The organism is Rhodovulum sp. ES.010 (genome assembly GCF_900142935.1).
Lineage (GTDB): Bacteria > Pseudomonadota > Alphaproteobacteria > Rhodobacterales > Rhodobacteraceae > Rhodovulum.
In genome coordinates this window covers 2,441,892-2,463,287 of record NZ_FSRS01000001.1, presented here as the reverse complement: position 1 = coordinate 2,463,287, position 21,396 = coordinate 2,441,892, and the positions used below count along the sequence as shown (strand labels likewise).

The 21,396-nt window shown below is 69.3% G+C and carries 24 protein-coding genes; 14 read left to right on the top strand and 10 right to left on the bottom strand.

What is annotated here, in order from left to right; translation table 11 throughout:
* Window positions 1-3: 3 nt before the first annotated feature.
* The 4 genes from BUR28_RS12110 to BUR28_RS12095 all read right to left on the bottom strand — a co-directional run bounded on the left by BUR28_RS12110 (window position 4) and on the right by BUR28_RS12095 (window position 3,774).
* The gene (locus BUR28_RS12110) at window positions 4-960 is read right to left on the bottom strand and encodes an esterase-like activity of phytase family protein (protein WP_074220358.1); all 957 of its coding nucleotides are present in this window, start codon (window positions 958-960) and stop codon (window positions 4-6) included.
* Complete coding sequence (gene mepA / locus BUR28_RS12105) at window positions 933-1,820, bottom strand: penicillin-insensitive murein endopeptidase (RefSeq protein WP_074220357.1); 888 nt, start codon at window positions 1,818-1,820, stop codon at window positions 933-935. Before mepA ends, BUR28_RS12110 begins: the two co-directional genes overlap by 28 nt.
* Window positions 1,805-3,157, bottom strand: a complete 1,353-nt coding sequence (locus BUR28_RS12100) for an MFS transporter (RefSeq protein WP_074220356.1) — start codon at window positions 3,155-3,157, stop codon at window positions 1,805-1,807. Before BUR28_RS12100 ends, mepA begins: the two co-directional genes overlap by 16 nt.
* Window positions 3,158-3,240: 83 nt before the next feature.
* The gene (locus BUR28_RS12095; RefSeq protein ID WP_074220355.1) at window positions 3,241-3,774 is read right to left on the bottom strand and encodes an acyl-CoA thioesterase; all 534 of its coding nucleotides are present in this window, start codon (window positions 3,772-3,774) and stop codon (window positions 3,241-3,243) included.
* A 143-nt stretch (window positions 3,775-3,917) separates the two neighbouring features.
* On the opposite strand from BUR28_RS12095, the gene BUR28_RS12090 reads away from it, so the two are divergent.
* From BUR28_RS12090 to yaaA, 3 genes are all read left to right on the top strand, one after another.
* Window positions 3,918-4,208 (top strand): YggT family protein, encoded by a 291-nt coding sequence (locus BUR28_RS12090; RefSeq protein WP_074220354.1) that lies wholly within the window; start codon window positions 3,918-3,920, stop codon window positions 4,206-4,208.
* A gap of 96 nt (window positions 4,209-4,304) precedes the next feature.
* The gene (gene recQ, locus BUR28_RS12085) at window positions 4,305-6,347 is read left to right on the top strand and encodes a DNA helicase RecQ (protein WP_074221630.1); all 2,043 of its coding nucleotides are present in this window, start codon (window positions 4,305-4,307) and stop codon (window positions 6,345-6,347) included.
* 60 nt (window positions 6,348-6,407) lie between these two features.
* Entirely contained in the window at window positions 6,408-7,184 is a 777-nt protein-coding gene (yaaA, locus tag BUR28_RS12080; protein ID WP_074220353.1) for a peroxide stress protein YaaA, read from the top strand.
* Here yaaA and BUR28_RS12075 read toward each other — a convergent pair.
* Entirely contained in the window at window positions 7,181-9,781 is a 2,601-nt protein-coding gene (locus BUR28_RS12075) for a response regulator (protein WP_074220352.1), read from the bottom strand. The two genes, yaaA and BUR28_RS12075, sit on opposite strands and share 4 nt — an antisense overlap.
* A 353-nt stretch (window positions 9,782-10,134) precedes the next feature.
* On the opposite strand from BUR28_RS12075, the gene BUR28_RS20125 reads away from it, so the two are divergent.
* The 9 genes from BUR28_RS20125 (at window position 10,135) to BUR28_RS12030 (ending at window position 15,837) form a co-directional block, all read left to right on the top strand.
* Window positions 10,135-10,689, top strand: coding sequence for an AraC-like ligand-binding domain-containing protein (locus tag BUR28_RS20125; RefSeq protein ID WP_074220351.1), 555 nt, complete (start codon window positions 10,135-10,137; stop codon window positions 10,687-10,689).
* A gap of 11 nt (window positions 10,690-10,700) precedes the next feature.
* On the top strand, window positions 10,701-11,168 hold the full coding sequence (locus BUR28_RS12065; protein WP_175566946.1) for a helix-turn-helix transcriptional regulator: 468 nt from the start codon (window positions 10,701-10,703) through the stop codon (window positions 11,166-11,168).
* A 154-nt stretch (window positions 11,169-11,322) separates the two neighbouring features.
* Window positions 11,323-12,648, top strand: a complete 1,326-nt coding sequence (locus BUR28_RS12060) for an META domain-containing protein (protein WP_074220349.1) — start codon at window positions 11,323-11,325, stop codon at window positions 12,646-12,648.
* A 24-nt stretch (window positions 12,649-12,672) separates the two neighbouring features.
* Window positions 12,673-12,972: a hypothetical protein gene (locus tag BUR28_RS12055; RefSeq protein WP_074220348.1), complete on the top strand. Its 300-nt coding sequence runs from the start codon at window positions 12,673-12,675 to the stop codon at window positions 12,970-12,972.
* A 79-nt stretch (window positions 12,973-13,051) separates the two neighbouring features.
* Window positions 13,052-13,357 (top strand): hypothetical protein, encoded by a 306-nt coding sequence (locus tag BUR28_RS12050; RefSeq protein ID WP_074220347.1) that lies wholly within the window; start codon window positions 13,052-13,054, stop codon window positions 13,355-13,357.
* A 117-nt stretch (window positions 13,358-13,474) separates the two neighbouring features.
* Window positions 13,475-13,771 carry a hypothetical protein gene (locus BUR28_RS12045; protein WP_074220346.1) on the top strand — a complete coding sequence of 99 codons (297 nt, stop codon included), beginning with the start codon at window positions 13,475-13,477 and terminating at the stop codon, window positions 13,769-13,771.
* Between the two features lie 61 nt (window positions 13,772-13,832).
* On the top strand, window positions 13,833-14,813 hold the full coding sequence (locus tag BUR28_RS12040; RefSeq protein WP_074220083.1) for a L,D-transpeptidase: 981 nt from the start codon (window positions 13,833-13,835) through the stop codon (window positions 14,811-14,813).
* Between the two features lie 39 nt (window positions 14,814-14,852).
* Window positions 14,853-15,209, top strand: coding sequence for a GlsB/YeaQ/YmgE family stress response membrane protein (locus BUR28_RS12035; protein WP_254813740.1), 357 nt, complete (start codon window positions 14,853-14,855; stop codon window positions 15,207-15,209).
* A 136-nt stretch (window positions 15,210-15,345) separates the two neighbouring features.
* Entirely contained in the window at window positions 15,346-15,837 is a 492-nt protein-coding gene (locus BUR28_RS12030) for a hypothetical protein (RefSeq protein ID WP_074220345.1), read from the top strand.
* Between the two features lie 272 nt (window positions 15,838-16,109).
* Here BUR28_RS12030 and BUR28_RS12025 read toward each other — a convergent pair whose 3' ends face one another.
* Genes BUR28_RS12025 through BUR28_RS12015 form a run of 3 tightly spaced genes read right to left on the bottom strand, consistent with a single transcriptional unit; the run spans window position 16,110 to window position 18,435 of the window.
* Window positions 16,110-17,468 carry a sensor histidine kinase gene (locus tag BUR28_RS12025; RefSeq protein WP_074220344.1) on the bottom strand — a complete coding sequence of 453 codons (1,359 nt, stop codon included), beginning with the start codon at window positions 17,466-17,468 and terminating at the stop codon, window positions 16,110-16,112.
* The gene (locus tag BUR28_RS12020; RefSeq protein ID WP_074220343.1) at window positions 17,465-18,136 is read right to left on the bottom strand and encodes a response regulator transcription factor; all 672 of its coding nucleotides are present in this window, start codon (window positions 18,134-18,136) and stop codon (window positions 17,465-17,467) included. The genes BUR28_RS12025 and BUR28_RS12020 overlap by 4 nt, the downstream gene beginning before the upstream one ends.
* Window positions 18,136-18,435, bottom strand: coding sequence for a PepSY domain-containing protein (locus tag BUR28_RS12015; protein WP_074220342.1), 300 nt, complete (start codon window positions 18,433-18,435; stop codon window positions 18,136-18,138). The genes BUR28_RS12020 and BUR28_RS12015 overlap by 1 nt, the downstream gene beginning before the upstream one ends.
* A 138-nt stretch (window positions 18,436-18,573) precedes the next feature.
* On the opposite strand from BUR28_RS12015, the gene BUR28_RS12010 reads away from it, so the two are divergent.
* Window positions 18,574-18,873: a PepSY domain-containing protein gene (locus BUR28_RS12010; RefSeq protein WP_074220341.1), complete on the top strand. Its 300-nt coding sequence runs from the start codon at window positions 18,574-18,576 to the stop codon at window positions 18,871-18,873.
* Entirely contained in the window at window positions 18,873-19,517 is a 645-nt protein-coding gene (locus tag BUR28_RS12005) for a cytochrome b/b6 domain-containing protein (RefSeq protein WP_074220340.1), read from the top strand. Before BUR28_RS12010 ends, BUR28_RS12005 begins: the two co-directional genes overlap by 1 nt.
* A 130-nt stretch (window positions 19,518-19,647) precedes the next feature.
* Here BUR28_RS12005 and BUR28_RS12000 read toward each other — a convergent pair whose 3' ends face one another.
* A complete protein-coding gene (locus BUR28_RS12000) occupies window positions 19,648-20,454 on the bottom strand; it encodes a carbohydrate ABC transporter permease (protein WP_074220339.1) in 807 nt (268 codons plus the stop codon).
* Complete coding sequence (locus BUR28_RS11995; protein ID WP_074220338.1) at window positions 20,451-21,344, bottom strand: carbohydrate ABC transporter permease; 894 nt, start codon at window positions 21,342-21,344, stop codon at window positions 20,451-20,453. Before BUR28_RS11995 ends, BUR28_RS12000 begins: the two co-directional genes overlap by 4 nt.
* Window positions 21,345-21,396: the final 52 nt, after the last annotated feature.

Below are 21,396 nucleotides of genomic sequence, written 5' to 3'. Positions count from 1 at the left end.
TTCCTAGCCGTCGCCGGGCGCGCTGACAACCCGGTATTCCACGATCTCGCTGCGCTGGAAGAAGGCGCCGTTGTCGTCGGCTGCCATCGTCAGGCGGATGGCGCCGGTCGCGTCCCGCCACACCGCGAGGCCCTCGAGATTGCCGTGGCGCCCCACGACCGTGCTCAGCAGGACGGTTTCGTCCTCGGGGCCCTCGGCCCCCATCACGAAGCGGCGCACCCGCGTGCGGAAGCCCAGAGGCGGGATGAATGCCCGTTCGAGAAGGTAGAACCGCCCGTCCGGGCCGAAATCGGCGCCGACCGGGCGGAACAGGCCCCGCCTTGGCAGGGTGAACGCCCGGGTCCACGGCGTGAAGCGGTAGCGGTAGACAGGTTCGCCGTTCTCGTAGGCCCAGGGCGCGGGCAGGACAAAGCGCAGCACGCGAAAGCCGCCTGTGCCCGGCGTCACCGTTTCCGGCACCGCGTAGAGCACGCCCCCGGGGCCATAGGCCAGCGCCTCCATCCCGGCATTGGAGCCCAGGTCCGCGGCGTCGGGCAGATCGGGCATCCAGTGGGCCGGCTTGCGCAGGTCGCTCCAGACCCGGACCCGGTGATAGCCCTCGAACGCGACATGGACCCGCCCGTCTGGCCCGACCGCTAGTCCTTCCGCGTCGCCGTGGCGGCTGGGCAGGTGCACTTCGTGAAAGCCCGTCATCTCGATCGGGGGAGGGTCGAGGTCAACCGTCACGGGCCGGCCGTCGCGCCGCGCGATGCGGCCGGTGACGAAAAGCCCCTTGTCCGTGATCGCGAGGAGGTCGGTGCCCCCGGACGAAATCTCAATGCCCGACAGGCCGTGTGTCGCGGCGCTGGAGGGCAAGCCCAGCCGGGCCACCAGACGCGCCGTATCGGCCGCGCCGGGGCAAGCGAAGGCGAGCCCCAGCAGCAGGGCGCCCGCTAGTCGGCGGCCAGCACGTTTTGGCATTGTGCGGGCAGGTCGGCCATCGTGTATTCCCGCGGGTGGCGGCGCTTGGGGGCGGGTTTCGCCCCCGGCTTCGGCTTGGGCGGATCGAGGTAGTCGGTCACCCACCAGTCCAGCGTCTCGTCGCAGCCGTCGCCACCCTTCGACAGTTTGGCGACGGTCGGGCGCTGGGTTTCGCACTGCCGGTTACCGGTCGGGCATTTCAGACGCACGTGGAAGTGGTAGTGATGTCCGTAGAGCGGGCGGATCTTCTGCAGCCAGGCCCGGTCGGCCCGGGTCGCCCGCTTGCACATCTCGATCTTGACCGGCGCGGTGACGAAGATGCGGTCGACGGCCGGGTCCATCGCCGCGGTCTGCAGGATCGCGATGTGCGTGCGCGTGAAATTGCCGTTGACGCGGCGCTGGTCCGCGCTGCGCACGGAGATCGAGGACAAGTTTTCGCGTTCGGCGCGCGAAAGGTTCAGCCGGTGGGGCGGGCGCATCCAGATGTCGACATCGAGCCCGATCTGGTGACTGCGATGACCGCTGGTCATCGGTCCGCCACGCGGCTGGCTGATATCGCCTATATAGAGTCCCTTCCAGCCGTAGCGGGTCGCCTGGGCGCTGAGCCGTTCGATGAAGGCAATGGTCTCGGGGTGGCCCCAGTTGCGGTTGCGCGACAGGCGCATCGCCTGCCAGGTGGGCCCCGTTTCGCGCAACTGGACCAGCCCCGCGGCGCAGCCCTTGGCATAACTGCCGATCGCCTCCGGCGCCTGTTTCGATCCGTCGCGGTGCGCCCCGAAGAGCGCACTTGCCGTCGGGGCTGCGGCCGCCGGTCCGGCAAGCCCGAGCCCCAGGATGAGTGCCGTCAGGATGCGTGCCATCGGTCCTCCGGTTCGCCATCCGCCCGAACAAAGAATAGCAGACCGAGCCCGATCAGGAAAAGCACAACCAGGGGTGTAATTCCGGCCTGCTGCGAGCCAGTGACATCGGTCATGATGCCGATGGCGAGCGGGGCGAGGAAGGAGGTCGCCTTGCCGGCCAGCGCGTAGAGGCCGAAGCACTCGGTCATCCGGGTAGGATTCGCCTGGCGCACCATCATCGTGCGGCTTGCGGTCTGCAGCGCGCCGCCGGCCGCCCCGATCGTCGCCCCAAGAACGTAGAAGGTGATGTCGGGCAGGGCGGAGCCCGCGGCGACCGGCATTCCGAACACCGCCTCGCGCGAGACGAAGATGACCGCGATACCGACCAGCGTGAGCAGGACCACGTTGAACAGGATCACCGGCTTCGGGCCGAAGACGTGGTCGGCCTGTCCGCCCACCCAGGAGAAGACGGCCGCGGCCAGCGCCGCGACGATGCCGAAGATTCCCACATCGACCACCGTCCAGTCCAGCACGCCGGCCGCGTAGATGCCGCCGAAGACATACATCCCGTTCAGTGCATCGCGATAGAACATCGATGAGCCGAGATAGGCGAAAAGGCTGGGCGTGCGCGGCAGCCGGGCCAGCGTCGCCCGCAACTCGGGCAGCGCCTCGGACAGCGACCGGCGCAGCGGTTGCGCATCCGCCTTGCGGGGCAGGCGGACCCACAGGAAGAACGGGATCATGAAGAGCGCGTACCACAGCGCGGTGAAGGGACCGACGAACCGCGTGCCCTCCCGTGCCTCCGGGTCGAGGCCCAGCGCGGGTTCGAGACCGACAAGGGTCAGGCCGGTGTCGCCCTCCGCGAACAGCGCCAGCATCAGCATCAGCGACAGCAGCCCGCCGGCATAGCCGAAGGCCCAGCCCGTCCCTGAAATGCGTCCCATTCGCGACCGCGGTCCCAGATCGGGCAGCATCGCGTTGACGAAGATCGTGGCGAACTCCATGCCGACGAGGCCGAGCCCGAAGCAGACCAGCAGGAACACCAGGCTGAACGCCTCCGGGTGCGACCACCACAGCCCCGCCGCGCCGGCCATGTAGAGCGCCGAGAACAAGGCCATCCAGCGCAGGCGGTAGCCGCTCTTGTCGGCGATGGCGCCGATGATGGGGGCGAGCACGGCGATGACGATGCCCGCGGCCCCCACGCCATAGCCCCACGCGGCCTGCGCCGCGCTACCGTCGCCCAGGAGCTCCTTTATGTAAGGCGCGAAGATGAAGGTCAGAAGCAGCGTGGCATAGGGCTGTGCGGCCCAGTCGAAGAACCACCAGCCCCAGATGCGCCGCCGCTCCGCGCCCGTCATTCCGCCTGTCCCCGCATTGCATGGTCGTTCGGTGCATATGACCGGGGTTCCGGCGCGCACGCAACTGCGGCGTTGACCTATGGTCAGTCGGCCATGGGCGGCCAGGGGCGCTGTGCCTCGGCTTCGATCCACGCGCGCACCCAGTGGGGCAGCGGCGGCGACGCGGTGTCGTGCCCCATGGCGCGCATCACCCGGTCGGGCGTGACGATGCCATTCGCGTCGGTCACGGCCGATCGGTAGAGCGCGTGGTTGGCACAGTCGGCCACGCGCCACATGCCCTGCTCGATATAGATGAACCGTTCGTCCCAGCCGACGCAACGCGAGCGAATCTCGAACCGGTCGAACATCTTCACGCGGCGGCGATAGCGCACCGAGACGCCGGCCATGGTCAGCCCCCAACGCTCGGCCTTCAGCGTGTCGATCAGTCCCACCCGCTTGGCCAGCGGCAGCCGCCCGAGGTCCAGCAGGGTCAGCGTGCGCCCGTTGTTCAACTCCATCCAGATATCGAGATCCCAAGGCCAGCAGACATGCCGCGAGACATGCGTGCCTGTCAGCGGCAGGGGCGGGGCGTCGCGATGGACGTGGAATTCCTTGGCCAGGCGCAGGAAGGGATACATGCGAGGGGCTCCGTCGGGCGCAGGCTACTGGGTCGCGCGGGGCTGCGGCCCAGTCAAGGGGGAACGCGGCGGAAAGGCGGTTGCGCGCGGGGGACGACAGGCTTACCTGTCAGGAAACGTTCCCGATCCGGAAAGTCCCCGACATGATGGCAATCTTTGGTGTGCTGGACCTCATCCTGGACGTCGTGTTCTTCATCATGATCGTCCATATCGTGCTCAGCTGGCTCATCGCCTTCCAGGTGCTGAACACGCGCCAGCAATTCGTGATGCAGCTCTGGGACGGTCTTTCCCGCCTGCTCGAGCCGATCTACGCGCCGATCCGCCGCGTGCTGCCCAATACCGGCGCGCTCGATCTGGCCCCGCTGGTGGTGTTCGTGATCGTGATCGCGCTGCGCGACATCATCCTGCCGTCGATCGCCATGAACTTCTACTGATCCCGCTACTGATCCCGCGGGCGGCCTTGCCTGCCGCACCCCGGTATGGGATGGTCGTGAAAACCCGAGCAGTTCTTCCGACCACCCATGGGGACGATGCCGCCCGCGCAGGATCTTCTGTCATCCGTCTTCGGATTCGACGCCTTCCGGCCGGGCCAGGAAGACATCGTGGCCGCCGTCGCTGCGGGCCGGAACACGCTGGCGATCATGCCCACCGGCGGGGGCAAGTCTCTGTGCTACCAGTTGCCCGCGCTGATGCGCGATGGCGTGACGGTGGTGATTTCGCCGCTCATCGCGCTGATGCGCGACCAGGTGCGTGCGCTGACCGAGGCGGGCGTGGCGGCCGGCGCGCTGACCTCGGGCAATACCGAGGACGAGACGCGCGCGGTCTTCGATGCGCTCGACGTCGGCAACCTCAAGCTCCTCTACATGGCGCCCGAACGGCTGGCCTCCGGTGGCACGCTCAACCTGTTGCGCCGGGTCGGCGTGGGCCTGATCGCGGTGGACGAGGCGCATTGCGTCAGCCAGTGGGGCCATGATTTCCGCCCCGACTACCTGCGCATCGGCGACCTGCGCCGGGCGCTCGACGTTCCGCTTGCCGCCTTCACCGCGACGGCGGATGCCGAGACCCGGGACGAGATCGTGGCACGGCTGTTCGACGGCGCGGCGCCACAGACCTTCCTGCGGGGCTTCGACCGGCCGAACATCCACCTCGCCTTTTCCCCCAAGGACAAGCCGCGCCAGCAGATCCTGACCTTTGCCGCCGCGCGCCGTGGCCAGTCCGGCATCGTCTACTGCGCAACGCGCGCCAAGACCGAGACGCTGGCCGCCGCGCTCACCGAGGCCGGGCATCTCGCCTGCGCCTATCACGGCGGGATGGAAGCTGGGCCGCGCCGGGACGTCGAGGCGCGATTCCAGCAGGAGGATGGGCTGATCGTGGTGGCGACGGTGGCCTTCGGCATGGGCGTCGACAAGCCCGACATCCGCTGGGTGGCCCATGCCGACCTGCCGAAATCCATCGAAGCCTATTACCAGGAAATCGGGCGTGCCGGTCGTGACGGGGCGCCGTCCGAAACGATGACGTTGTATGGTGCCGACGATATCCGCCTGCGCCGTGCGCAGATCGATGAAAGCCTCGCGCCCCCCGAACGCCGCGCCGCCGACCATGCGCGGCTGAATGCCCTTCTCGGCCTGGCCGAGGCGCCGGGCTGCCGTCGGCAGACGCTTTTGGCCTATTTCGGAGAGGCGGTGCCCGAGTCCTGCGGCCATTGCGATCTCTGCGACAGCCCGCCCGCGCGGTTCGATGGAACGGAGGCGGTGCAAAAGGCGCTCTCGGCCATGCTGCGGACTGGTGAGAGTTTCGGCACCGGGCACCTGGTCGACATCCTGACCGGCTCCGAGACCGACAAGGTTCGCGCGCGCGGCCACGACCGCCTGCCGACCTTCGGCGTCGGGCGGGAATTCGACCGGCGCGGTTGGCAGGCGGTGTTCCGCCAGATGATGGGCCGGGACCTCGTGCGCCCCGACCCCGAGCGGCATGGCGCGCTCAGGATGATGCAGGCCGCGCGGCCGATCCTGAAGGGCGAGCAAACGATCGAGCTTCGCCGCGACACCATCGCCGCGGCGAAGGCGCGGCCCGTGGTCAAGGCGCTGGTCTCGGAGGAGGATGCGCCGCTGCTCTCGGCGTTGAAGGCCAAGCGCCGCGCGCTGGCCGAGGCCGCCGGCGTGCCCGCCTATATCATATTCACCGACCGGACCCTGATCGAGATGGCGGAAACGCGCCCCCAAAGCCTCGACGAGATGGCGCGGATCGGCGGTGTGGGGGCGACCAAGCTGGACCGCTACGGCGCCGCGTTCCTGGAGGTCGTCACGGGCGCGTCGGCCGAGCTGCCGCACCCCGCGCGGCGCAGGCTTGCGGGCCGCGATGCCGGGGACCTGTTCGACCGGCTGATGGAGGTGCAGTCCCGGCTTTCGCGCGGCGAGGACGGCTGCGACAAGCCGCTGTCCTGCTCTGCCTCGCTGGTGGCCAAGCTCGCCGAGCTGAGGCCGCGCGACATGGACGCGCTGACCCGGCTCGTCGGCGCACGCCGGGCCGACCGGTTCGGTCGCGCCTTTCTGGAGGTGCTGTCCGAGGCGTGAGGCTGGACGCGCCCGGCCAGTCTGCTAGATCGGGCGGCGACCCATTGGGAAGGGACCCGAATGCTTGTCGTGATATCGCCCGCGAAACGCCTGGACCTCGCGCCCGTCGAGGACGTTCCCTGCACCGCGCCCGCGTTTCAGGGCGATGCGGTGCATCTGGCCGAGGTGGCGCGGGGGTTGAGCCCGGCGGAATTGTCAAGGCTCATGGGCATCAGCGATAAGCTGGCGAAACTCAACGCAGAACGGTTCCGCGACTTCGCAGCTGATCCCGCGCCCGAGGCGGTGAAACCCGCCGCGCTCGCCTTCGCCGGCGATACCTATGCCGGGCTCGAGGCCGCATCGCTGGACCCCGACGACCTGCGCGTCGCCCAGGACCGTCTGCGGATTCTCTCCGGGCTCTATGGCCTGTTGCGTCCGCTCGACGCGATCCAGCCCTATCGGTTGGAAATGGGCTCAAGGCTGGAAACCGAGAACGGCAAGAGCCTTTACGACTACTGGGGCGACCGGCTCGCCCATGCGCTGAACGAGGCCGCGCGGGAGGCGGGGACGGACATCCTGGTGAATTGCGCGAGCCAGGAGTATTTCGGCGCGGTGGACCGGGCAGCGCTGCGACTGCGGGTGATCACGCCTGTGTTCTTCGAGGAACGGCCCAGCGGGCCCAAGATCGTCAGCTTCTTCGCCAAGAAGGCGCGCGGCGCGATGGCGCGCTTCATCGTCGAGCGGCGGTTGACCGATCCTGAAGGCCTCGCCGATTTCGACACGGGCGGCTATCGCTACGTCCCCGAAATGTCCGAACCCGACCGGCCAGTCTATCTGCGGGGGGATGACGGCGCCTAGAGCGCACGCAGCCGCGTCGGCGTTTCCGACGTGTTTTCGACCGCTGGCGGCGACTGGGCCGGATCCTCTGCGGCCGCCACGAGGGGCGCACATTCGTCCGGGTGGTGGGCTTCGATCATGGCGATGATGTCGCTCTTGCGTAGCGGCTTGGTCAGGCAGGCATCGAGCCCGGCGGCCAGGATGTCGTCGGCGTCACCCGCGAGGGCATGGGCGGTCAGCGCGATCACGGGCACCGGCGAGTCGCCGTTTTCCGCTTCGAGGCGCCGGATCGTTTGCGTCGCTTCCTTTCCGTCGCAGCCGGGCATGGAAATGTCCATGAAGACGAGGTCGGGGCGTTCCTCGCGATAGGCCGCGATGGCGGCGTTCCCATCCTCGGCGAAGCGAATCTCGACATCGAGCCCCGAAATCATCTTTTCCAGCACGAGGCGATTGGTGCGGTTGTCCTCGGCGGCCAGGAGTCGCATTCGCCGGGCGGGACCGGTGGCGGGCGCGTCGGCCGGCATGTCCTCGACTTCGGACGCGCCGGCGAGGTCGGCGATCGTCGCGTAGAGGTGACGGCGCAAGACCGGCTTCTGCAGCACCTGATCGATTCCGGCCTCGGCCGCCTCGGAAGAACTGCCCAGAAGGGCGGGATTCGAGGTCAGCATCAGGATCGGGCCGCCGAACCCGGTGCGTCGCAATTCGCGGGCGAAGGCGCTGCCGTCCATCCCCGGCATCCGGTGGTCGGTGATCACAAGGTCGGTGCCGGCGGCTTCCGAAAGCGCCGCCTCGGCGGACATGTGGCAGGTCACCTCCAGCCCGAGCTGCGAGATTTGGCGCTCCAGGATCGTGCGGTTCACCTCGTGGTCGTCGACGACGAGGACATTGCGGATCCCGCCGTTGCTGGGCTGCGGCAGCGTCTCGCGCTCCTCGGCCACCGGCAGGGGCAGGCGGATGCCGAAGCAGGCGCCCTCGCCCTTGACCGAGTCAAGCCAAATCTCGCCGTCCATCATCTGGACAAGCCGCTTGGTGATCGCGAGGCCGAGCCCGGTGCCCTCGAACTTGCGGTTCTGCTGATCGTCGACCTGGTTGAACTCGCCGAAGATGTGATCCTTCATCTCGTCGCTGACACCGATCCCGGTATCCTCCACGGTGATGTGGATGTGATGCGGGGTGCCGTCGGGCGCTTCGACGCCGACGACGCGCACCAGCACATGGCCCTCGTCGGTGAATTTGACCGCGTTGCCGATCAGGTTGGTCAGGACCTGGCGGACGCGCCCCCGGTCGCCGATGAACCGCGTCGGCAGGAACATGTCGTAGTCGATCAGCACGTCGAGATTCTTGTCGCGCGCGGGCGCCTGCAGCAGCATCACGATCTCGTAGATCGTGCGTTCCAGGTCGAACGGCTCGGGGTGCAACTGCAGCTTGTCCGCCTCGATCTTGGAATAATCGAGCACGTCGTTCAGCAGGCTCAGCAGCGCCTCGCCTGACTCCTTCATCGTATGGGCATAGAGGCGCTGTTCCTCGGTGAGTTGGGTTTCGCACAGCAGTTCCGCCATGCCGACGACCCCGTTCATGGGGGTACGCAACTCGTGGCTCATGTTGGCGAGGAAGGCCGACTTGGCGCGGTTGGCGGCCTCGGCAGCAACGCGCGAGCGCTCCAGCGCCTCCTGCTGGCGCTTCTGCTCGGTGATGTCGACGCGCAGCCCGACCAGCCCGCCATCGGGGGTGCGCTGCTCGAGTATGCGCAGCCAGCGTCCGTCGGTCAGTTGCTGCTCGACCATGCCCTTGGGCCGGTGATGCCGCGTCATCCGGTCGTTCAGCCATTCCTCTTCGCGGCCGACCGCGTCGGGGTACTGGCCGCGTTCCAGCCCGTGGCGCAGGATGTCCTCGAACCGCGTGCCGGGCTCCATCACGTCCGCGCTTTCGGTGTAGAACTCGCGGTAGCGATCGTTGCACATCACCAGCCGGTCCTCGTGATCGTAGAGCACGAAGCCGTCGGGGATCGCCTCGACCGCGGCCCACATCCGCATCATCTCGGTGATGTTCATCGACAGGCAAACCATGTCGCCCGAGGGCGTGCGCCGGTCCACCAGCTTGATGTAGTCGCCGCTCCACAGGCGGATCACGCGCGACGGCACCGGGTCCTCGTGCCAGCGGGTGAGCATCTCCTCGATGAAGCCCAGCGGGTCCTTCTTGCCGATATCGACGATGCCCTCCTCCACGGAAAGGCGCACGATTTCGTCGTAGCGGACGCCGGGCACCATGGCGTCGAGCCCCTCGAACACGCCCAGATAGGCGCGGTTCGCGATCACCAGCCGGTCCTTGGCGTCGAACAGCGCAAAGCCGTCCTTCACCGTTTCCAGGGAGTCCCAGAGGCGCTGCTTGGCAACATCGGCCTCCTGTGAGACCTCGGCGAGTTCCGAGAGCACCTCGGAATTGCGCCCGCGCAGTTCCTCGGCCGTCTGTCGGGTCTCGATGATTTCTTCCGAGAGATGGCGCGCGTGCTGCGCGAGACGGCGATTGGCCTCGAACAGTTCGCGGCTCTTCTGGTCGAGCAGGCGCTCGGCGGCAAGCCGCTTGCGCCGCTCGGCCGCCAGTTTCTCGGACATGTCCATACGCGGATTCTCCCGCTGCGTTTCAGGCACTTTGTTCGCATCGAGGTGAACATGCGATTAACGGGGGCGGGGAAACGTTTTGCGGGCCGCGCGTCCACCTAGGCGTGCCCGGCGCCGGGCCAGTCTTGGACCGTTCCGGCCCCGGCGACCGCGTCGTCGATTTTGCGCTCTCGGTCGCCTGCCGCGCCCGCGTGCACGCGTCGTTATTCGATACCGCGATGGGCCACCGTGTCTCGCGTGCGGCAGATCGCTGCGAACCGGCATGCGCCGGCCGGGCGAGACTTCGCGGCCGTTTCCTGCTAGCCTGCCGTGGAAACGCGGCGTGGCCATTGCAGGGGGATCAGGCCCGGGAAATGCGCTTCGAGACCTTGATGACGCACAGGACCGGCGCCTCCGGACATCGGCCTTCGGGTCTGTTCAGCGGATGCGACAGTCTCACGCTGCTGCCGGCGGCGAACGGCTTTTGCCGGATCGACCGCGCGATGTTGGGGCCGATCTCGGTGGGCCGGGTGCGGTCGACCGGACACGAAGTCGACCTGTCCGAGCATGTCGCCGTCAGCCTCGTCGTCCCGTTCTCCGGGCGCCTCGTGTCGGCGGTCGGGGAAACCGGCCTGTCCGCACGGCCGGGCGAGGCGCTGCTGTTCTCACCGAACCGCCGGCAGACCCGTGTGGTCCCGGAAGCCGATAGTCAGTTCCTGGGTGCCCCGATCACTCTTCCGGTCGAAACCCTCGAAGACGCGGCGAACCGGCTGGACACCCGCATCCGATGTTCCCGGTTCGGCAGCATCGCGCTGGCGCTGGGCGGCGGCAAGTTGCCCGAACTGGACGAATTGCTCGGTCTCGTGCGTGTTCTCGTGTCCGAACTCGAACGGGCTCGCCCCGGATGGCGCGTGCCGCGTCCTGCCTGAACTGGAGCCGCATGCTCTCGGAGAAGCTGGTCGAGGTGCTCGCGGCGGTCGAGGTATTGCACCTGCCCACCACGGTCGAGCTTCGGCGTGCGTACCGGCATGTCGGCACGGCGCTCGACTACATGCGTGCGCATTTCTCCGATATCGACACGATGGTCGAGGTCGCGGACGCCTGCGGCATCAGCACGCGCACACTCGAGTCCGCCTTTCGTCTGGTGCTCGGGACGCGGCCTTACGCGGTGCTGACCGCCTTCCGCCTGGAAGAGGCGCGGCGTCTGCTGAGCCGGCCCGACAGCGCACCGACGGTGACGGAGGCGGCAATCGCGTGCGGGTTCAGCCATCTTGGCCGGTTCGCGGCGGCCTATCGCGCACGGTTCGGCGAAGCGCCCTCGACGACGCGGTCCCGGCGCGGAGCGGTGCGGCATGGCCCAAAAGACACCGCGCGGACATTTTTTCAAGGGGCTGCGGAATTCGGATAACGCCTGCGCAAATCGGATTGTGTCGCGTCCGGGGCCGCGCGACATCTGTGGGCAAGGCGGCAGCGGCGTCGACGGGGTGACGCGCGTCGTTCCGCACCGGGCGTCTTGCGGCCCAAGCCGGCAGGAGCCGACGAAGAGGGGGGGCGGACGAACGATGAAGACAAACCAGCACCGGCCCGGTGGCCATCCGGCGCGGCGCCTGGCGCCGCTGGGCTGCGCCGGTGTCCTGATCGGCCTTGTCGTTGCCGCCCCACCCGGCCGGGCAGAGGCGGACGGCCCGGATTTCTTTCGTGTCACAGGGGTGGCGGCGGACGACGTTCTGAATATCCGTGCGGCGCCGGATGCGCGTGCCGGCAAGGTCGGGGAAATCCCGCCCGGTGCGGATGGCTTGCGCAATAGGGGCTGCAAGGGCGGGCTGGGCTTTGCCGACTGGCAGGCCGCGACCGAGGCCGAGCGCGAGGCCGCGGCGCGGGACCGCTGGTGCCGTGTCGTGTTCGAAGGCGTCGAGGGGTGGGCGGCGGCACGCTTCCTGGCCGAAGGCAGCGCGCCCGCTCCGGCGGCCGCCGAGGCCGACGACCCCGTGCCCTGGCGCCTTGTCGCGGTGAACGGCGCCCCGGTCGAGGGAAAGCCCGAGATCGGCTTCGCCCGGGATGGCGCGATCTCGGGCAGCACGGGTTGCAATCGGTTCCAGGCGCGGGGCCGCATGGAGGACGGCAGCCTCGTGGTCGAGGACCCGGTGGCCACCACCCGGATGGCCTGCTCCGGCGCAATGGATGCGCAGGAGAGCCGGATCCTCTCGGCGATGCAGGGCCGGATCGCGGTCGCCTTCGACCCGTTGACCGGCCGGCTCGGGCTTTCGAATGCCGGTGTCACGCTGACGCTGATGCCTGGCACGGCGCAGGGCACCGAGGAGGCGGCCCACGGCTTCAGCCCGGCGCCCGGGGAGGCGGCGGAATACTGGTCCGTCGTCGGGGTCGACAGCCATCTCAACCTTCGGGCCGAGGCCAGCGCCGGGGCCGCGGTGCTCGCGCAACTCCTGCCCGGCAGCGTCCTGCGCAATGCCGGCTGCCGCGAGGGCGACGCCCGCCGCTGGTGCGAGGTCGAGACGCTGGACGGAACGCAGACCCGCGGCTGGGTGGCGGCGGACTACCTGGAGTCCGCCGGGTCCGCGCTCCGCGCGGGCCAGGATATCTTCGACGCGATCGGGCATCTGCCCTGTGCTCAGGCAGCCGGTCAGCCCACGGTGCGTTGCGAATTCGGCGTGGCGCGCGACGGCGGCGGCTCGGCCACTGTGGTCGTGATAGGGCCGGACGCGCAAAGGCGGGCGCTGTTCTTCGAAAACGGCACGTTCCTAAGTGCCGATACGTCCCAGGCTGACGGCTACCCGGACAGCTCCGCCGCCCGCGAGGGCGACCTGATCCGCGTCCGGGTGGGGGCGGAACGCTATGAAATTCCCGATGCCGTCCTTTACGGCGGCTGACCCAACCAAGGAGCGACAACACCCATGAAGACCAAACTGATCGGCGGCGCCGCCGCTTTGCTGGCCCTCGCGGGCTGTGTCGAGGAAACCGCCACGACCGAGCCGGGCCGCCCGATGGTGGGCAGCGAATACGACCTTTCCTCCTTCGAGGGCGCCCGCGCCGGGCAGGCGGAGATGGGCATCAGGAATCTCGGCTACGAACCCGTCCGCTCTCAGGGACTGACGACGTGGTATTTCAACCGTTCGACAGGCGCTTGCGCGCGGATCACCACCTCGGACGGGCGGTATTCCGACGTCACCATGCTGCCCGCCGAGGACTGCTGAGGTCAGGCTTGCCGCCCCGGCGCGCTCGAGATCGGCGCCGGGGCATCCCGAACCGCTATCCAGACAAGAGGAGCCCCCCATGAAACTCAAACTCGCGCTCAGCGCCGTCGCGCTTTTCGGCCTTGCGGGATGCATCGAAGACACCGCGAGCGTGTCGAGCGGCACCCCGACTCCCGCCGAGCAGGCCTGCCTTCGCGATGTCTCGCGCGCGGCCAACAACGGGGACGTCATCGTCCAGAGCTCGAGCTTCTCCGAAGCCGGGACAGAGGTGATCGTGGGGGTCGGCGCCGGCGAGTACGGGCGCGCGCCATGGCGCTGCATCGCCTATCGCGACGGAACCACCGCCGGCATCGAATATATCGGGGGCGGCGAAGGCGGGCTTTGACGGGCCTGAACGGCCACGGTGCCCCGCCTGACTGCCGCGATGCCGACACGCTTGGGCGGCATGCTGCAGCGCAGGTCGGAACGTCGATGGTCTTGATGCATAACGAAAGGACGTAAGATGGGTAAAGTCTTGATCGGGCTGGTTATCGGCCTGCTGTTGGGGGGCGTCAGCGGCTTCCTGATGCTCGGCGCGGGGATGGGCGTCGGCGCCAGCACCGGCCTGATGACGGGCGTGTGCGCGGTCGTGCAGGCCGCGCAGGACGAAGGGCTGATGACCGCAGAGCAGGTCGACCGGGTGCTGGCGCGGGTGCCCGCGACGCTGGGCGGCGAGATGCCGGAAGGGACCGAGATGGCCGAGGGCCCCACCGATTGCGCTACCTTCATGGACGAGATGCGGGCCGCCGCCTCCGAGTGAGGGGACGGTGGTGCCGCCCTTCGGTGGGGTGGCAATCGAAGCAGGGGGGACAGGACAGGACATGACGCAGGATCTCGGGTTCCGGCCGGGGCGCCGGGCGTTTCTCGCGGGCGCGGGGGGCGTGCTGCTGGCGGCCTCGGGCGCGCTGGGCCAGCATGTCTTCAAGGAACTCCACGAATTGCAGCCCGGCGAGTTCACCTGGCATCCCGAGCGCCAGCCCCGCGGGCCCGTGGCGGTGATCGTGTCGCTCGACGAGCAGCGGGTGCATGTCTACCGGGGCGGCGTGCGGATCGCGGTCTCGACCTGCTCCACCGGCAAGCCGGGGCACGAGACGCCCACCGGCGTCTTCGTGGTGCTGCAGAAGGATCGCGACCACCGCTCCTCGACCTACAACAACGCGCCGATGCCCAACACCAACCGGCTGACCTGGGACGGGATCGCGCTGCACGCGGGCAACCTGCCGGGCTACCCGGCGTCGCACGGCTGCGTGCGGCTGCCGCTGAGATTCTCGGCGCTGCTGTTCGAGGTCACGCATCTGGGCACGCCGGTGATCATCGCCGACAGCCACAGCGCGCCGGCCGAGGTGGTGCATCCGGGGCTGGTGCTCTCGGGCTACGCGGAAGCCGAGTTCGAGGAGGTGCTGGCCACGCTGGAGGACCGCAAGCACCCGTCGGACTGGGCGCTGGACGACGCCCATCCGATCACCTCGCTGATCGCCTCCTCCTACGACGCGAAGCTCGTGGTGATCGAGAACGACCGCGCGGTGGCCGAGGGGCGGCTGCTCTGGGACGGCGACCCGCTGGGGGCCCATGTCTACGTGCTGACCGGCGCCCATGACGGCGCGCGGGGCATGCACTGGGCGGCGCTGAGCTATGACGGCGCGGGGGCAGAGGCGATGCACGACCTGCGCCGGGTGCGCACCGAGCCGGAGTTCGCCCGCGACCTCAAGCGCCACGTCCATCCGGGCATGCTCTTCGTCTTCACAGACCTGCCGCTCCACCCGGACCGCCGCTCGGGCCGCGACTTCGTCATCATGTCGTGAGAACCGTCCGCCAGCCGGAACGCGATCGGAGAGAGAAGAATGATGAAAACGCAGATACTTGCCGCTGCGATGGTGGTTGCACCGCCCGCCCTCGCCCAGGTCCAGGGGCCGGGGCCGAACGCCATGGGCGCGGTGATCGGCGGACTGATCGGGATCGTTGTCCTGATCCTGATCGGTGCCCTCGTGGGCTGGCTGACCAGCCTGATCGTCAAGGGCAGCGGCTCGGGCTTCTGGGGCGACGTGCTGATCGGCATCGGCGGGGCGCTCCTCGCCGGGCGGGTCCTGCCGGCGCTCGGCATCCCGCTCGGCGGTTGGGTCGGCAGCTTCGTCGGTGCAGTGATTGGCGCCGTCCTGCTGATCGTGATCGTCCGGCTGATCCGCAAGGCCGCGAATTGAGCCCGGACGCCGATCCGAAACGCGCAGTGCGGGGCGGCGCGCAGCCCGTCGCATGGTTATCGGCGTCGGCATCGACTGACACGGCGAATACTGCGGAGGCGGCAGGACGCCGCGCCGCCCGAACCGGAGGACCCGCATGACCCCCAGACAACTTGGCCCCGTCACCGCTACGGCCGGCGGGCTGCTTGCCTGCATAGGCCTGTCCTTGGCCGCGGCGGGTGCGTCCGCACAGCAGGCCGACCCGGTCGCCGCGATCCTCGGCGAGGCCCGCGCCTTTTGCGAGAGCTACGAGAACGGCCGCTTCGACGCCGGCGCCGCTGTTCGCGAGATGAATCTCGACGGTCAGGAGCCGATTGACCGTATCGTGGACGAAAGCGCTTTTTCCTGTTCGTCGATGATGTCGGCCTATTGCGGTTCGGGGGGCTGCATGCTGCATGCCGTTGTCGAGGATGCCGTGCGCTCCTTCCAGGCGGAAGGCTGGCGGATGGTCGAGTGGGACGGCCGCCCGATCCTGCTCATCGCGCGGGATGGCGGGTGGTGCGGCGGGGCCGGCGCCCAAGTCTGCTACGAGGCGGTGGTCTGGAGCAACGGCCAGGCGCTCAGCGTTATGCCGCAACCGGACGGATGATCGTGCGGTCGGACGGGGCCATGCGCCAAACGCAGGCCCTGTCGGGAACGAGGATGCGTCCCACCGGACGCTTGCGGTGTGGAAGGCAGGCGGTTCGCAACAGAACCCGATGTCTGCGCGCGTCCCCACTTTGGCCGGCCTTCGCGATCAACGCCGATCAACCGCCATTGGCAAGGTCCTCGCCGAAACCGCTCCGCGCTGTCGCGCGCGTCCTACGCCTCAACCGCGGCGGTCATCGCACGGGGTGGCTGACACCGGGCTGACCCGGGGTGTCAGCGATCTGTCAGGACGCTGTCGGCTGCGGGCAGGGACAGGCGCGCCTCGAGCCCGGGCGAGGCCGGGCGCAGCGAAAGCGTGCCGTCCAGCGCCTCGGCGATGTCGCGCGCGATGGCGAGGCCGAGGCCCGAGCCGCGGGTGTCGGCCCGCGCGCCGCGCGCCATCAGCGCGTCGATCCGGTCGGGCGGGATGCCGGGGCCGTCGTCGCGGAGGACGATCTGGACCCGGCCCCCGCGGGGCTGCGCGCCGATCTCGACCCGCGTGCGGGCATGGCGCGCGGCGTTTTCGATCAGCGCCCCCAGCGCCTCGGAGAGGTCGCCGGGATCGGCGGCGACCGCGAGACCTTCGGGCAGGTCCACGCGCCAGTCGCACCGCGCCCCTTCCCCGGTGCGGCGCATGACCCGCACGAGCCCCGCGACGACATCGGCAAGGTCGGCGCGGCCCTGGCGCCCCCGCATGGCGACGCGGGTGCGCGCAAGCTCGCGGTCGACATGGGCGCGCATCGCGCCGGCGATCTCCTCGACCGCGTCGGCCGCGGCACCGCGCCCCTCGGCCCGGAGCCGCCCGGCCTCGCCCATCAGCGCCTGGAGCGGCGTCTTGAGCCCGTGCGCGAGGTCGCCCGCCCGGGTGCGGGCGCGCGCGACCTCCTGTTCGCGGGCGGCCAGCAGGCCGTCGACCTCGGCGGCGAGCGGCTGCACCTCGGCGGGGACATCGCCCCCCACGCGACGCGCCCGGCCGGTGCGGATATCGGCCACGCGGGCGCGGATCGCGCCGAGCGGGCGGAGACCCACGGCGATCTGCGCCCAGCCCGCGAGGATCAGCGCCGCCGCGAGCAGCGCCGAATAGGGGATGAGGTCGCGCAGGAACCCGGCGCGCGCGGCGGCGAGGTCCGTCCGGTCCATCGCCACGGCCGCGCGCATCGCGTCGCCGCCCAGCCGGTCGGGCAGGGTCACGCTGCGCTCGATCGCCAGCAGCGGCTGGCCCGCCGGGCCCGGCAGGTCGTGCACATGCTCGGCCCCGTCGCCCAGCGTGTCGGCGGGCAGCGGGATTTCGTAATCCCAGAGCGCGCGCGCGCGCAGCACCTGCCCGCCCGCCTCGATCTGCCAGTAGAGCCCGCCATAGACCTGCCGGAAGCGCGGATCGGCGGGGGCGGTCGTCAGTTCCAGCGTGCCGTCGGGGGCGCGCTCGACCCCGGCCAGCACCTGGTCGAGCTGCACCGAGAGTTCGGCCAGCGCGCGGCGTTCGACATGCGCGCCGAAGAGCGCGGCGAGCCCCAGCGAGGACAAGAGGATCGCGAGCGTCACCGCGACCGCCCCGGCCAGCGCCAGCCGCAGCCGCAGCGACAGCCGCCTCACGGCGCGGGCGCCCCGGCTTCGAGGAAATAGCCGAAGCCGCGGCGCGTGCCGATCACGCCCGCGCCCAGCTTGCGCCGCAGCCGCGCCACCAGCGCCTCCAGCGCGTTGGCCTCGCGCGCATCGTCGTCGCCGTAGAGGTGTTCCAGCAGTTCCGTGGGCGGCACCACGCGGTCGCGGTTGAGCATCAGGTAGGCGAGCAGGCGATACTCCAGCGCCGTGGTCTGCACCGGCACGCCGCGCAAGCTGACCGCCATGCGGGTCGTGTCGAGCGCGAGCGCGCCCGCCTCCTGCAGCGCGCTGCCGCGCCCCGCCGAGCGGCGCACCAGCGCGCGGGCGCGGGCCACCAGCTCCTCCATCCGGAACGGTTTGGGCAGGTAGTCGTCGGCGCCGGCGTCGATGCCCTCGACGCGTTCCGTCCAGGTGCCGCGCGCGGTCAGCACCAGAACCGGCATCTCGCGCCCGTTCGCGCGCCAGCGTTTCAGGACCGTCAGCCCGTCGAGCCCCGGCAGGCCGAGATCCAGAACCACCAGCCCGTACGCCTCGGTATCGCCCAGGAACCACGCCTCCTCGCCATCGGCGCAGGTTTCCACGCGGAACCCCGCGGCTTCCAGCGCGGCCGACAGGTCGGCCGCGATCCGCGGGTCGTCCTCGACGGCGAGCACGCGCATCAGTCGTCGTCCTCGATCTCGTGCTCCAGCACCTGGCCCGAGGCGGCGTCGACGAGCACCTCCAGAAGTCGTCCGTCCCGCGTGATCAGTTCCATCTCGTAGACCAGGCGGCCCTCCTCGCGTTCCAGCTCGACCTCCAGAAGCCGCGCGTCGAAACGGTCTTCCACCTCGGGCAGGATTCTGTGCAGGGGCCGGATCTCGCCCCGTTCAAGGGCGCGGCGCGCGCGGTCGTGATCGCGCTCGGCCGGCGCGGGCGCGGCGAGGACCAGGATCGAGGCGAGGAGAGCGAACCGTTTCATGGTGACGGCGCTACTCTGCCCCGCCTGACAGGGCGCTGACAAGCGCGGTCAGGCCGGCGTCAGGCGCCTGCGGATAGACCGGTCCCATCGCAGCCGGTCCACGTGCCGGCAAGGTGAAACCAAGCACGGGAGACCCCCATGAAACGCACGATCCTGTTCACCGCCGCCCTGGCTTCCGCCGCGGGCCTGGTCGCCCTCGGCGAGGCGCAAGCCTCGCCCGAAACCGCACCCGCGATGGCCCAGCCCGCCCGGTGGATGCCGCTCGGCGAGCTGATCGCGAAACTGGAGAGCCAGGGCTACACCGTCCTCGAGGCCGAGCGCGAGGACGGCCGCTACTGGGAGGTCAAGATGCGCGACGCCAACGGGATGGTGGTCGAGGCCTATCTGGATCCGGCCACCGGCGCCCCCGCGACCCGCCTCGGCCGGGACGACGACTGATGGCGGAGCAGACGGCGCAAGCCGAGGCGCGCGTCCGGGTCTGGGACCCGGTGGTGCGCGTCGGGCACTGGGTCCTGGTGGCGGGTTTCGCCACCGCCTACCTCACCGAGGGCGAGCCGGAATGGCTCCATGTCTGGGCCGGCTACGCGATCGCGGCCACGGTGACGCTGCGCATCTTCTGGGGCCTCGTGGGGCCCGAGCGCGCGCGCTTCTCCGACTTCGTGACCGGGCCCGGCAAGGTCGTCGCCTATCTCAAGCGGCTGGTCGCGGGCTCGGCCGAACGCCATATAGGCCACAGCCCCGCCGGCGGCGCGATGACCGTGGCGCTCCTGGTCATGCTGGGCGCCACCGCGTTTTCCGGCATGGCGGTGCTGGCCGAAGAGGAAGGCGAAGGTCCGCTGGCCGGGCTGATCGCGCAGAGCGAGAGCGGCGGCGAGGGCGGCGTCGCAAGCTACGAGCGCCAGGAACATGAGGAACGCGAGGGCCACGCGGGCGGCGAGACCGCGTGGGAGGACATCCACGAGACCGCCGCGAACCTCTCCGTGCTCTTGATCCTGCTGCATGTCGGCGGCGTGGCCTGGGCCAGCATGGTCCATCGCGAAAACCTCGCCCACGCGATGATCACCGGAGACAAGCGCGCCTGAACGCGAAACATGGCAAACCGCGGGCCAACCGCCCGCGGTCCGCATGAACCGGGCGGCTTGGCCGAAACCGGGCGCGCGCCATGAACGACACGGGAAAGACCGCCGCGCCCTGCTGCCACCGGCCCTCGTCCTACTTTATGCCCGCCCGCAGGAAGGCCTGGACGAACCGCCTCTGGAACAGCAGGAACAGCACCAGGAGTGGTGCGATCACCATCAGGGTCGCGGCCGAGATCACCGATATGTCGACCCCGTTCTCCGGCGCGCCGAAGATCGACAGCCCCACGGTGAGGGGGCGCGCGGCCTCCGTATTGGTGACGACCAGCGGCCAGAGGAAATTGTTCCAGTGCGTCGAAACCGAGACCAGCGCATAGGCCAGATAGGTGGGCCGTGCCGCCGGAACGTAGACCCGCCACAGCACGCCCAGAAGCGAACAACCCTCGACCCGCGCGGCCTCGTCCAGTTCCTTTGGCACCGACTTGAAGGCCTGTCGCATCAGGAAGATGCCGAAGGCCGACGCCATGTAGGGCGCGCCGATGCCGAGGATGCTGTCGAGCAGGCCCAGTTCCGTGGCCACCTTGTAGTTCTCGACGATCAGCACTTCGGGAAGAATGAACAGTTGCAACAGGACGAGGACGAACACCACATCCTTGCCCCGGAACGCGACCTGCGCGAAGGCAAAGCCGGCAAGCGTGCAGAGGACGAACTGCCCGATAAGGACGGACGTCACAAGCAGGAACGAATTGAGCGCATAGCGCAGCCAGTCGGCCCCGGCCCAAGCGGTGCGGAAATTCTCCAGCGTCCATGGCGCGGCCAGGTTGAAGTTGACCGCGTCGGTGCTGGAATGAAATGCCGCCCAGACCGAGAAGACAAGCGGCGAGATCCACGCAATCGCCAGCAGCAGCGCAAGCAACGGTTCGAGACGGTTGAGAACGCTCATCTGTAGTGGGTCCGGCGGTCGATGACGAAGAACTGGAAGGCGGCGAGGGCGCCGAGCACGCAGAGCACCAGCATCGTCATCGCCGCGGCCGCCGGCGCGTCGAAGAAGGCGAAGGCGTTTTCCCAGATGTAGTAGAGGATGAGTTTCGAGGCATCCGACGGCCCGCCCTTGGTCAGGATGAACAGATGATCGATCAGCTTGACCGAGTTGATCATCGCGTTGACCAGGATGAACAGCGTCGTCGGCATCAACAGCGGCAGCACCACCCGCCGCGTATAAGCCCAGCGGGAGGCGCCCTCGATCTCGGCGGCCTCCTTCAGGTCGGGCGGGATGGTCTGCAGCGCGGCAAGGTAGAATATCATGAAGAACCCCGCCTCCTTCCAGATCGTCACCGCGCAGACCGCCCAGAGCGCGGTTTCCGGCTGGCCCAGCCAGTTGACGGACCCTGCGCCGAACAGCGCGCCGATCTGGTCGAGCACGCCGAAACCGGGGGTGTAGAAGAACAGCCACAGGTTGCCCGCTGCTATCATCGGCAGGACCGTCGGCGTGAAATAGGCGGTGCGCACGAAGCTGCGCGCGGGGATCCTGGAATTGGCCCAAAGCGCCATGGCCAGCGCGATCGCGATGGAAATCGGGATCGTTACGCCCGCGTAGAAGAGGTTGTTCTTGACCACCAGCCAGAAGGTCGGGTCGTCGAACAGCCGCTGGTAGTTCTCGGCCCCGACGAACTCCGCGGGCCGCCGCCTTGTGCCGCGGGAGAACAGGCTGGTCCAGACCGTCGCGACCGTGGGGTAGAAGGCGAAGGTCGTCAGCATCACGAGCGCGGGCGTCAGCAGCAGCCATCCATGGATGGCCTGCCGGCGGCGGCATAGGGCGGCTTGGTCGGACATGCGCGGCCTTTCGTGTGCCGGCGCCGGGCGGACCCGGCGCCGGTGCATCGGC